Source organism: Legionella maceachernii, assembly GCF_900167045.1.
GTDB classification, from domain to species: domain Bacteria; phylum Pseudomonadota; class Gammaproteobacteria; order Legionellales; family Legionellaceae; genus Tatlockia; species Tatlockia maceachernii.
In genome coordinates this window covers 1-12,903 of record NZ_FUXJ01000011.1, presented here as the reverse complement: position 1 = coordinate 12,903, position 12,903 = coordinate 1, and the positions used below count along the sequence as shown (strand labels likewise).

The following is a 12,903-nucleotide window of genomic DNA, read 5'->3' as shown; positions in this document are numbered from 1 at the left end:
ACATATTGAACTTTCTGTGCATTTTTCTTTCAGATCTAGCAGTAAGAATCGCGGGGTGATGTCATGAGTGGTGGTATCAGCATAGCAATCAAAACTTCATTTGAGGTGCATACCAAAGAAGAACAAGAGTCAATTTATTTACTCTATGCTGAAGCTCACCATGCACAAGATGCCCTATTGCGCTTAAACACTAAGAAATTAGCAAAACAGCGAGCGGCTTTACTCGCTTTGCATACATTCTACAAAGAAGAACTCGGTACAACGAATCCAGCAAGTTTCGGTTTTTTAACGCCTGAACAAAAAATCAGATTAAAAAATAAGCTTATTTATACTTATTATTTACTCTATGCTCAATATCAGCTCGACTCCACAGAAAAAAGAGGATATACCTTAAAAGACCATGGAGACGCTTTAGCGCTTTGTGTGCAACGTATTAAAGAGTTAGATACGACAGGAGTGTGCGGTCAAGCCACTCCTTTTGAAGACGATCTTGAAGCCAACATCGCACTTGCCACTCAATGCCTAAAATTTATTGGCTTAACGCAAATCGCGTCATGGTTTGTTGAAAAATTTGAGCAGTTCATGGATAACCACACAGGCACTCTCGTCAAATGGATGACTGAAGTGAATAACAGCCGCCTATATTGGGTATGGGGCGGTGGAATGCTCGATACCATTTTTACGATGTTGCCTGATGATTTCTACAACAAACTGGAAGCACAAGCCAATTTGACAGCACCATCCCCTATCACTGGTTACATGAGCTGGGTACTCTATTACACTCGTTTTGGCATTAATCTTTTTCTATTATGGAAACACACTTTTCACCCCTCGAAAGAAGAATGCCATATTCCGCGCTGGGAGCGATTCCTTACGCAATGGAATCAACGAAAATTCGCTTTATTGAATGACTCCATTTGGGGGGTTGCCAACATGGTGTGCTTTTTCTGGCTTAATGGTGGCGGCATGCTGGGTTATGCTGGCAATGTGGTAACGGTTGCCCTGCTCCTTATGGATCTTGCGCTCGCCACATGGCGTTTCTGCGAGGAAGCCACAAAACACAACACAAAAATGGAAGCCATTAGACGAGACAAAGAAAAATTGGCCTCAGAAATAGCGTCGCTGGCTTTTGCGCTTGAAAACGAACTTAATGTGTTTAAAAAACAAGAGCTAGCAGCAAAGCTTGCGCGTATGGAAAACGAATTAACGACTCTTAACAAAATGGAAACCAAAGCCAATTTTGAATGGAAGTATAAAAAATACAGTCTGATGAATGACTGGGCCTATGCTTTAGGCCTTATGGTGGCGTTCAGCATCATGTGCTGTTTCTTCTTCCCACCGGCTGCAATCGTACCCGCAACCGCAATGATCATCGGGGTTGTGGGGGCTGCACTGTGTTTTGTCCTCACGGTTGCCACGGCAGCAGTGACTGGCGCTCTCGAAGTGGCCAAATCAAGAGAATCCAGCAAGCTTGAGAGGGAGACTTGTGAGCGCCTTTTAGGGGCTTTCAAAAAAGAAACAGATCCCAATCTTAAAAAACAGCTCTACTTGGATATGAAATTGGCGCTGGCTGAATCCGACTATCAGCAACGCGCAGCACAGTTTCAGATGGCCAAACTAGTGCGTTCGGTATTAATTGATGCATTAATTCCACCGCTGGTGTTCGTGTCGCTGATATTCATGCCATTAGGAATAGGGTTGGCTGTCCTAGCCGCGGGATTTGCCTTGGCAGTTATTACCAACGCAATCATTAACCGTTTTGAACCGAAGCATGAGAAATTGCCTTATTTTAATGAAGCAGACTATGCGGCTTTTGCAAGCAATCCTGATCTTAAACAGCTTGAAAACACCGCGGCAAAAGAAGCGAAAAAAGGACGTAATTTATTTGGTTTGATGAAACCCTCAGAGGATTACACCAAATTAGCGGAGGAGCCATCCAATGCTGATCTCGCCGTTATAAACACTCATGATCTTGGCTTTTGCTAGGGCAATAAACAAGTAGATTGGCCTCGGTCCGACCTTGGAGTCGGCTTAGCCCATTAGCTTTTCTTGGGCCGAGGCTAGTCTACAGAAATTTAGCGCTTTGCTATAGCGGCAAGAGTGTCGCGCAGGTTGCCAAAAAAGTGTATAATTGCGCTTTTTATTGTCTAGTACGTTTCTTTCCATGAATCTTGAAAAACACTATGATGTCATTGTTGTCGGCGGCGGACACGCAGGCACTGAGGCAGCGCTTGCTGCTGCCCGGATAGGTGCACAAACACTGCTGCTCACCCATAACATGGACATGCTTGGACAAATGTCTTGCAATCCTGCTATTGGCGGCATTGGCAAAGGCCATCTCGTCAAAGAGATTGATGCGTTGGATGGGGCGATGGCATTGGCAGCCGATCAAGCGGGCATTCAATTTCGTATCCTCAATGCATCCAAGGGACCTGCCGTGCGTGCAACTCGCGCTCAAGCCGATCGGGTGCTTTATCGCCAGGCCATTCGCCAAATCTTGCAAAAACAACCCAACCTCACTTTATTTCAACAGGCCGTTGATGATTTGCTTATCGAAGGCGGGCGAGTCACAGGAGTAGTGACACAGATGGGTTTGACATTGCGCGCCCACGCGGTGGTTTTAACAGTAGGGACTTTTTTAGGTGGAAAAATTCATATTGGGATGAGCCAATATGCCGGCGGCCGTGCTGGCGATCCCCCAGCGATTGCGCTTGCAAAGCGCCTGCGTGAATTAGACCTTCCTGTGGGCCGATTAAAAACGGGAACACCACCGCGAATTGACGGGCGCACATTGGATTACAGCCAAATGACGGTACAACCCGGCGATAGCCCTGTTCCTGTGTTTTCCTACTTGGGTAGCGTCAAAGATCACCCACAACAATTGCCTTGCCATATCACGCATACAACAGAAAAAACCCATGAAATTATTCAAGCCAATTTACATCAATCGCCCATGTATGCGGGGGTTATCGAGGGAGTCGGCCCGCGTTATTGTCCCTCCATTGAAGACAAGATTGTACGCTTTGCGGATAAATTATCGCATCAGATCTTCGTGGAACCTGAGGGCTTGACTACCGACGAGATTTACCCTAATGGTATCTCAACCAGCTTACCTTTCGAGGTGCAAGTGCAATTTGTGCGCACTATCCGCGGCTTTGAAAACGCCCATATCACTCGACCTGGTTACGCCATCGAATACGATTATTTTGATCCCCGCGGCCTTACCCCTTTTTTGCAAACTAAGCCGCTGAGCAACCTTTTTTTCGCTGGGCAAATCAATGGAACCACAGGCTACGAAGAAGCAGCCGCGCAAGGGTTAATTGCAGGAATGAATGCTGCCTTACAGATAAAAGAGCTACCGCTTTGGTGTCCACGTCGTGATGAAGCCTATATGGGAGTGCTGATTGATGATCTGATCACTTGCGGCACTCAAGAACCTTATCGCATGTTCACTTCACGCGCCGAGTATCGTCTTTTGTTGCGAGAGGACAATGCTGATTTGCGCCTGACCGAAAAAGGAAGAGAATTGGGCTTGGTGGGTGAACAACGCTGGCAAATTTTCTGCGAAAAACGTGAAGCCATAGAACGTGCTCAAGCCCATTTAAAAAGCACTGTTGTGCGCGTTACTCATAATGAGGCTTTAGGTTCTTTGCTCGAAAACCCCTTGCAACAGGATTGCCGCGCGGCAGATTTACTCAAGCGGCCAGAGATCAATTACCTTCATTTGCAAGCGATTACTGAGCTTGGGTTACCTAAGCTCCCTGAAGCAGTTGCTGAGCAAGTGGAAATTCAATGCAAATATGCCGGCTATATTGAACGCCAATTGCTTGAAATTGAGCGCTTGCGTAAACATGAAAATACTCGACTACCGTTAACATTAGATTACAATCAAGTGGCCGGTTTATCCAGTGAAGTCATCCAAAAACTCAATCGCATTAAACCCACCACCATCGCCCAGGCTGGTCGCATTTCAGGAGTAACTCCGGCTGCTTTATCGTTACTATTAGTTCACTTAAAAAAACATCGAGCATCTGCATGAGCCTCCCTGAAACGAGCATTCAAAAATTAGTTAGTGGAATAGACGAATTAGGGCTGTCTGCCGCAGCAAATCCCTTTATGCAATATTTACTTTTATTGCAAAAGTGGAATCAAACCTATAACTTAACTGCGGTCAGGGATTTAGACACTATGGTCAGCCGTCATGTATTAGACAGTTTGGCTATTATGTCCTGGATTAAGGGCCATCGAGTACTTGATGTGGGCACGGGTGCAGGTCTCCCTGGTATACCTTTGGCACTAGCCAATCCTGATTTGCACATCACACTATTAGACAGTAGCGGCAAAAAAATCCGCTTTCTGCAAGAGATAAAGCGCAAGTTACAATTGAATAATGTCGAAGTAATACAAAGTCGCGTGGAAAACTACCACCCTTCCGTCGATTTTGGTACAGTAACCAGTCGAGCCTTTAGTGATTTAGCACAAATGATCAAGTGGACGCAGCATCTTGTTGGCAGGAATGGGATCTGGCTTGCCATGAAAGGCCGCCACCCTGAAACTGAACTAGCGAGTATCAATCTGCCCTATCAGGTTCATTCTTACAAAGTGCCCGGTATGGATGTAGAACGTTGCTGCGTTATTATTGAAAAAGCAACTAAGGAATAACTATGGCGAAAGTCATTGCAATTGCCAATCAAAAAGGAGGCGTGGGTAAAACCACAACCGCGATTAATTTAACAGCTTCCCTTGCTGCCAATCGCCAATCTGTCTTGCTTGTTGACCTTGACCCTCAGGGTAATGCAACAATGGGCTCAGGTATCGATAAAAATAATTTAGTTCATACCACAAACGATGTTTTACTGCGCGATTGCTTAGCTGAACAAGCTTGCCTCGCAACCACCTGCGGATTTGATTTAATACCCGCTAATGGTGATTTAACCGTTGCTGAAGTCAGTCTCATGGAAAGAGACCATCGTGAAACATTTCTGTTTAAAGCCTTGCAGCCCATTCAATCGGCTTATGATTTTATTTTGATTGATTGCCCTCCTGCGTTAAATACACTTACTATTAATGCGTTAGTTGCTGCTGACTCCGTATTAATTCCCATGCAATGCGAATATTACGCACTGGAAGGCTTAGCGGCTTTAATGACCACCATCGATCAAATAAGAGCCTCAGTAAATTCTCGCTTACACATCGAGGGCGTATTGCGAACGATGTATGATGCACGCAACCGGCTTTGTGCCGAGGTTTCCAAACAGTTGCTCGAGCATTTCCATTCCAAAGTCTATCGAACGGTAGTGCCTCGTAATGTGCGATTAGCTGAGGCGCCTAGTCACGGTATGCCGGCTTTACAGTATGACAAATCATCCCCAGGAGCTGCCGCCTACATGGTATTGGCTGCTGAGGTTATGAGCAAACAGACAGTAACCGCTTAAAATTGAGGTAGATATGACAGCAAAACGTGGCGGTTTAGGACGAAATTTATCCGCATTATTGGGTAGTAACGCAACCACTCATTTACTGGCTGAAAAACAGCCTCAAGATTATTTTAAATTAGCTATTCATTGCCTGCAGCCAGGTAAATATCAACCACGTACAGAAATCGAAGAAACTTCTCTTATCGAATTAGCAGAGTCCATTAAGCAGCAAGGCTTAATGCAACCCATAGTCGTTCGGGAAATATCGGACGGCCATTTTGAAATTATTGCGGGCGAGCGGCGCTGGCGTGCCTGCCAATTGGCAGAACTGACTGAAGTTCCTGTCATACTCCGTCAGGTTGATGATGAAACAGCCATGGCCATGGCTTTAATCGAAAATTTGCAGCGGGAAGATCTCAACGCCATGGATCAAGCAAGGGCAATGCATCGTCTAACCAGCGAATTTAATCTCACACATCAGCAAGTTGCTGATTTACTCAGCAAATCCCGCGCTGCGGTAAGCAATTACCTACGCTTGCTTAGTTTAAATACCGAAGTGAAGCGTTTTTTAGAGCATGGTGATTTGGATATGGGACATGCTCGGGCTTTACTTATCCTTGAGGAAGAGCAGCAAGCACAAGTCGCTCGACTGATTGTTGCCAGAAATTTGTCGGTGCGTGAAACGGAGAAATTGGTTGCGCGAGTTAAGGAAGGCAAAAAGGAGCAGCAGGTTAATACTCCCGAGATTTGCCCTACGGTGAAAGCAAAACTTGAAACACTAGCGGAGCAACTGAATACAAAAATTCGCATCAAACCTGGAAAGTCAGGTAAGGGCGCGCTGATTATCCACTACGATAGTCTGCAAAATTTACAAAGTGTTGTTGATTTGATTTCATCTCAAACCTAGAATTCTGCACGCCTCGTTAGCAACCCTCTTTTGCTGTGAAGACGTTGCTTTACACCCTAATAGAGCGTTCCCCTCTTCTAATCCCACGGACAAGCCGCGGGACCTAGGGGAAGGGAGAGAATAGGGTCTGCTCTCCGTTTTCCTTTCTATAACCAATACACAAAAATGAATAAGAACAACCAGACCACATCCACAAAGTGCCAATACCAAGCTACCCCTTCAAAAGCAAAATGTCGTTCTGGTGTAAAGTGTCCTTTGATGCAGCGAATGAGGATAACAATGAGCATGATTGTTCCTATGGTCACATGCAGGCCGTGAAAACCGGTTAACATGAAAAAGGTAGTGCCATAAATACCCGCGTCAAGCGTGAGTCCCATTTTCGTATAAGCTTCGTGGTATTCATACGATTGTAAAATCAAGAACAGGATACCGAGAGCTATGGTGCATACCATACCCACGATCAATTGCCGGCGATTGTTTAATTTTAAAGCCCAATGCGCCCAAGTGATGGTGACACCTGAAGTTAATAAAATGAGGGTATTCACAGCAGCCAATCCCCAAGCTTCCATGCCTTCATGCGCACCAAAAAACACTTGGTTATTGGGGTTTTTGAGCAATGGCCATGTCGCAGTAAAATTCGGCCAAAGCGTAATATGGGTAATTGGGTTGAGTTCTCCACCTAATTCGGGGACAGAAGATAGACGGGCATAAAATAACGCACCGAAAAAAGCACCGAAAAAACAAACCTCGGAAAAAATAAACCAGCACATGCCCCAGCGAAATGAGCGATCGACCTGTAAATCGTATACTCCCTTTTGATTCTCATAAATAACTTGTCCAAACCAGCCAAACATCATGAAAATTAAAATACCGAGGCCTAACGTGAAAATATAGGGACCGTACCAATCAGAGTGCAGCCAAGAACCCGCTCCAACCAATGTTGTGGTTAAACCGATTGAACCAACGAGTGGCCAATGGCTGGGTTTAGGGATGTAATAAGTACCATGCGCTCCCATTATGTGCTTTTCTCCTGTTATTAGTTGCTACTTCATTTACCCGCAGCAACACTTTGATTAGAAATTACTCTACCAGTGACATCGAACAAGGTATAAGACAATGTTATTGTCCTCACATTCGCCGGTAAATCAATATCCAGGTGGAACAACAAAGGCATGTTCATCGCCTCATGGCCATTCAGTGTTTGTTGGGTAAAACAAAAGCATTCTGTTTTTTTCAAATATTTAGCTGCTATACCTGGTGTCACACTTGGAATCGCTTGCACCGTCATGGGGTGATCTGTTTTATTCTCAGCATAAAAGGCAAGCTTGGCAATCTCTCCTGGATGAACCTTAATCTTTTGCACCTTTGGATAAAATGCCCAAGGCACCCCTCCATTATTGGTCGCAACAAATTCTACGGTTATCTCTCGATCCCAAAGAATTTTTGCCGACTTTGCATCATAGACTACTGGCTTATCATTCACTTTCCCATTGATGCCTAGGGTTTTACACAAACTGTTGTAAATCGGCACCAATGCAAAGCCAAAACCAAACATAGCAAGCACAGTTACAGCTAAAATAATCACTAATTTTTTATGACTTTTTACAGCCATTCTACCTCACATTACTTATCTACTCGGCTATAAGCCGAGTTCCCGCATGGATAGGCTCAACCATTACTCAATAGTGGAGAAGGTGTTCCGACTCGACATGAGGTGGCGTTACAAAGCTATGGTAAGGGGGTGGAGAAGGTAAAGTCCACTCTAAGCCATGGGCGCCTTCCCACACTCTTGCCTCTACTTTCGGGCCGTGCTTGCGTACGGTTCTCACCACATTGTATAAGAATAACAATTGTGAGAATCCAAAAACGAAAGCACCTATGGTTGATACCATATTAAAATTGGCAAATTGCAATGCATAATCTGGAATTCGCCGCGGCATACCAGCAAGACCCAAGAAATGCATGGGGAAAAAGGCCACATTCACTGAAATGACTGACAGCCAAAAATGCCATTTACCCAGGCACTCATTGTACATATGCCCTGTCCACTTCGGCAGCCAGTAATAGGTAGCACCTAATAGGGCAAAAATAACGCCGGGAACGAGTACATAATGGAAATGGCCAACAACGAAGTAAGTGTCTTGATATTGGTAATCAGCGGGCACCAACGCAAGCATCAGCCCAGTGAATCCTCCGATTGTAAATAAAAACACAAATGCCACTGCAAAAAGCATCGGGGTTTCAAAAGTCATTGCCCCTTTAAACATTGTACTGACCCAGTTAAAGACTTTAACTCCTGTGGGGACAGCAATCAGCATCGTCGTGTACATGAAAAACAATTCACTGGTTAGTGGTATTCCTGTGGTGAACATGTGATGTGCCCAAACAATAAACGACAAAAAGGCAATACTCAAGGTCGCATATACCATGAAGTGGTAACCGAATAAGGGTTTGCGGCTGAATGTGGGGATAATTTCAGAGACAACTCCAAAAGCAGGTAACACAAGAACATACACTTCAGGGTGGCCAAAGAACCAGAACACGTGTTGGAATAAAATGGGGTCACCACCACCCGCTGCTTCAAAGAAGCTGGTGCCAAAATGCCGATCAGCAAGCATCATCGTCACTGCACCTGCAAGGACTGGCATGATCGCGATAAGTAGAAATGCGGTGATAAGCCAAGTCCAAACGAACATGGGCATTTTCATTAATGTCATTCCTGGCGCACGCATATTTAAGATGGTTGCAATGATGTTAATTGACCCCATGATGGAAGAAAGCCCCATCATGTGCACTGAGAAAATCATAAAATCGGTACTCGGCGGAGCAAATTTTGTCGACAAGGGAGCATACATTGTCCAGCCGAAGTTGGGTCCACCACCATTATGAAATAGGGTTGAAGCAAGCAAAGTGAATGCAAAAGGGAGGATCCAGAAGCTCCAGTTGTTTAAACGAGGTAAAGCCATGTCGGGTGCGCCAATCATCATGGGAATTTGCCAGTTAGCCATTCCCGTAAACGCAGGCATCACTACTCCAAAAAGCATGATCAAGCCATGTAACGTGGTCATTTGGTTAAAAAAATTCGGATCAACGAAGCGATGACCTGGTTGAAAAAGTTCGGCTCGAATGACTAAAGCCATAGCACCCGCCACAAAGAAGCTGGTCATTGCTAACCATAAGTACAATGTTCCAATGTCTTTATGGTTTGTGGTAAAGAGCCATCGCTTGACAAACCCCGTGAACCCTTTCCCTTGTTCTGGACCATGCTCTTCGTGTTCTGCATCATGTGCTAGCACTTGACTCATCGTAAACCTCCGACCTTTGCTTTTTCCACCATTTTAGGTTGTTTTATTTCGCCTTGACGCACTTTCGCAACGTCAGCAGGTTGAACCACATCACCTGTATTATTTTCCCAAGCGTTTCGCTCGTAAGTCACAATTGCGGCTATATCTTTATCACTCAATTGATCCCGATAAGGTTGCATCGCTGAGCCTGGAATACCGTTTAGGATAAGCGAGATATGTCGAGAAATTGGTTTACCTACTGCCACTGAACTTCCTTTTAGTGCAGGGTACATGGGTGGCAACCCTTTACCATCGACTCTATGGCAGGCAGCACAGTTCTGATCGTACATTTGCTTACCTCGACTCATCAGTTCATCAAGGGCAACTTCTGGCTGCTCAGAAGGTGCGTTTGCTGCCTGCGCGTATTGATCCTTCACTTTGACTTGGCTTGCAACCCACTGATTGTATTCTTCCTCACCTACTGCTTGCACGACAATCGGCATAAATCCATGATTTATGCCGCATAGTTCAGCGCATTGGCCACGGTAGGTTCCTGGTTCTTCAATTCTTGCCCAGGCTTCATGCATAAATCCCGGGATTGCATCGCGTTTGACGCCTATATCCGGAACCCACCAAGAATGGACGACATCATTAGAAGTCACAAGAAAACGAACCTTTTTATTGACAGGTAGAACTAAAGGTTTGTCCACTTCCAATAAGTACCAATCTCCTTTAGGTTCCTGATTATAAATTTGTGCCACAGGAGTCGACAAATTGGAAAAAAAGCTGATTCCTTCGTTAAGGTATTGATACTGCCACTTCCATTGGTAACCTACTATTTTAACCGTCACCTCTGACTCACTGGCGTCATTTTGGCGGATTAACACTTTGGTTGCAGGTATAGCAAGCCCTATTAAAATTAAAAATGGAATAATGGACCAAACAATCTCTAACCGGAAATTATCGTGGAACGTGGCGGGGGTAAAGCCCTTGGATTTGCGGTGGTGAATCAGGGAATAAATCATCACTCCGAATACCACTATGCCAATGATTGCGCAGATGACGATAGCAATCATGTGCAAATCGTACATATCTCGACTAAGCGGGGTAACCCCTTTTGGCATATTCAATTGCCACTTATCGACTTCGGCCATTGCTGACTGCCCAGTCAACATCCCAATCAAGACAGCAAGCTGTTTGCTTACCTTCGACCTATTTAGCATCCCCGTTTTCACCTCTTCATTTTGCCAAGATTTTGAGTTAAAAGACTATCAGAATGATATGCATAGGCTTTTCTCATAGTCATGACCTACTGATTAAATTTGTTAGAGCCTCGAATTAGCATCATCACCAAAGTGAGAAATTACCCTCTGTTTTAGATTGGCTCACCATGTATTTGATTGCCTCAATCACCTCTCCTGTCGTGCAGTGTTTGCAACCTCCATTTGCAGGATGATCTGGACCTTTCATCGTGTTTTGGATAAGTACATCCATATTTTGTGCGATTAAAGGCGCCCATATCTTTTTATCTCCAATCTTCGGTGCACCGTGTAGCCCTTGATTGTGACAAACGCCACAGTTTTCTTCATATATTTCGCTACCGCTTGAGGGGTATTTTGCTGCTCCACCGGTAGTCAAGTCACTCCACTGTGAGCGTGTTAGGGAGTTATTAAGAATGTAATCAACTGCGGCAATGATGTCATTATCAGAGCAAGTAACGCACGCGCCTTTAACGGGCATACTGTTATAACCCTCAATGGCATGTCGATAAAGGCCTGTCAAACCACTGTGCTTTAAACGAAAATACCAGTTGGAAGAATCACCGATTAGGGGTGCACCCATTTCTCCATTTTGGTGACAAATTACACAGGCATTGACATAGACTTGTTTCCCACGCTTTAAAGTAGGCTGTGCTTCTGAACCCTGAAGCCCTAACGGTTCTTCACTTATGACTGTTTTCAAGTAAGTGGCCATTGCTAGCCGATCTTCCTCAGTCAGATGGGTCAGGCTATTATGAACAACTTCTGCCATAGGACCTGCAACAGTACCTGCTCGATTAATTAATTCACCCTTTGAAAACACATTTGAAACCTCAGCGTGGGTAGCAGTTGCTAAACCGTATTTGGTAATGTTTGGTGCCCAATAACCGTCAACAAAAGCACCAGTTAAATAGAACCGGTTTTTGGGAGCACCAAAAACATTTAAAGGTGTGTGGCACATACTGCAGTGTCCCAAGCTATCAACAATGTACCTTCCACGATTCCATTCAGCTGACCGAGTGGGATCATACTTAATAGGATTATCTTCTGGAAAAAAGAATAAAAGATTCCAACCCCATAGACCGAAGCGGGCCCCTGGAACATTAAACGGGAAAGGCAAACTTTTATTCTTCTGCTTTACTGGGGGGATACTCATGAAGTAAGCATAAAGCGCTCGGGCATCTTCATCTGTTATTTTAGAGAAATAGATATAAGGAAACACGGGGAAGTAATTTCTACCTTGCGGATCCCGGCCTTGTTTCATAGCGCGAATGAAATCTTTCTCAGACCAATTGCCAATACCTGTTTCTTTATCAGGTGTAATATTGGGGCTATAGAAGGTGCCGAATGGCGTATTGATCGGTAACCCACCTGCGAAAGCGGGTGTTTTTGCCTTGACATCGGTATGGCAGGCAATGCAATCTCCCATTCTCGCCAAATACTCTCCGCGCTTAATCAATTCTGCTTGATCTCCCGTTGCCGGAGCGGTTGGAGGGTATGCAGGGTAATAACCACTGAGTAGCGGTTCAACTGGACCAGTTTGCGATAAAGGAGCGGGGCTGCTGGCTGGTGGAGACGGGGGATTAACTTGGCTAGTAGCTGGTGCATTGCCACCGGCATTTTGAGCCGCCGCATGCAAAAGACCTGGCATAAGTAGAAGCATCGCTAAAAAAGATACAGCATTTGCGTTTTTTTTCAACAAAGAGCCCACGCCCCCTCCTTAATTTGTGTACCTTCGGGTAAACACTCAGGAAAATTAATCCCGGCATTTTATACTCGTAGACAGGCAACTTCAATGCTTATTGAAGAACTAATAAGGGGCGAATCGTTACTCTAACCACGTGTCATCCCGAGCAAAGCGAAGGACCTCCCAAATCTTGGCAACAACCCCACCAAGGAGATCCCTCACTACGTTCCGTCATCCTGAGCAACGCGAAGGACCTCCCAACTCTTGGCAGTAACTCCAACAAGGAGATCCCTCACTACGTTCGGGACGACAACACCACTGTCATCCTGAGCAACGCGAAGGACCTCCC

10 protein-coding genes are annotated in these 12,903 nt (G+C 45.1%); 5 read left to right on the top strand and 5 right to left on the bottom strand.

The window, feature by feature from the left end:
• Positions 1-63 precede the first annotated feature (63 nt).
• The 5 genes from B5D33_RS10270 (at position 64) to B5D33_RS10250 (ending at position 6,324) form a co-directional block, all read left to right on the top strand.
• Entirely contained in the window at positions 64-1,986 is a 1,923-nt protein-coding gene (locus B5D33_RS10270; protein ID WP_058452286.1) for a hypothetical protein, read from the top strand.
• Positions 1,987-2,164: 178 nt separating this feature from the next.
• Positions 2,165-4,039 carry a tRNA uridine-5-carboxymethylaminomethyl(34) synthesis enzyme MnmG gene (mnmG, locus tag B5D33_RS10265; protein ID WP_078767412.1) on the top strand — a complete coding sequence of 625 codons (1,875 nt, stop codon included), beginning with the start codon at positions 2,165-2,167 and terminating at the stop codon, positions 4,037-4,039.
• Positions 4,036-4,662: a 16S rRNA (guanine(527)-N(7))-methyltransferase RsmG gene (gene rsmG / locus B5D33_RS10260; protein ID WP_058451346.1), complete on the top strand. Its 627-nt coding sequence runs from the start codon at positions 4,036-4,038 to the stop codon at positions 4,660-4,662. Before mnmG ends, rsmG begins: the two co-directional genes overlap by 4 nt.
• Before the next feature lie 2 nt (positions 4,663-4,664).
• Positions 4,665-5,435, top strand: coding sequence for a ParA family protein (locus B5D33_RS10255; RefSeq protein ID WP_058451345.1), 771 nt, complete (start codon positions 4,665-4,667; stop codon positions 5,433-5,435).
• 13 nt (positions 5,436-5,448) lie between these two features.
• On the top strand, positions 5,449-6,324 hold the full coding sequence (locus tag B5D33_RS10250) for a ParB/RepB/Spo0J family partition protein (protein ID WP_058451344.1): 876 nt from the start codon (positions 5,449-5,451) through the stop codon (positions 6,322-6,324).
• A 146-nt stretch (positions 6,325-6,470) separates the two neighbouring features.
• Here B5D33_RS10250 and B5D33_RS10245 read toward each other — a convergent pair whose 3' ends face one another.
• The 5 genes from B5D33_RS10245 to B5D33_RS10225 all read right to left on the bottom strand — a co-directional run bounded on the left by B5D33_RS10245 (position 6,471) and on the right by B5D33_RS10225 (position 12,578).
• Positions 6,471-7,340, bottom strand: coding sequence for a cytochrome c oxidase subunit 3 (locus tag B5D33_RS10245; protein ID WP_058451343.1), 870 nt, complete (start codon positions 7,338-7,340; stop codon positions 6,471-6,473).
• A 32-nt stretch (positions 7,341-7,372) separates the two neighbouring features.
• Complete coding sequence (locus tag B5D33_RS10240) at positions 7,373-7,936, bottom strand: cytochrome c oxidase assembly protein (RefSeq protein WP_058451342.1); 564 nt, start codon at positions 7,934-7,936, stop codon at positions 7,373-7,375.
• Between the two features lie 67 nt (positions 7,937-8,003).
• Positions 8,004-9,629, bottom strand: a complete 1,626-nt coding sequence (ctaD, locus tag B5D33_RS10235; protein ID WP_058451341.1) for a cytochrome c oxidase subunit I — start codon at positions 9,627-9,629, stop codon at positions 8,004-8,006.
• Positions 9,626-10,831 carry a cytochrome c oxidase subunit II gene (coxB, locus tag B5D33_RS10230; protein WP_058451340.1) on the bottom strand — a complete coding sequence of 402 codons (1,206 nt, stop codon included), beginning with the start codon at positions 10,829-10,831 and terminating at the stop codon, positions 9,626-9,628. Before coxB ends, ctaD begins: the two co-directional genes overlap by 4 nt.
• A 124-nt stretch (positions 10,832-10,955) precedes the next feature.
• Entirely contained in the window at positions 10,956-12,578 is a 1,623-nt protein-coding gene (locus B5D33_RS10225) for a c-type cytochrome (RefSeq protein ID WP_058451339.1), read from the bottom strand.
• Positions 12,579-12,903 lie beyond the last annotated feature (325 nt).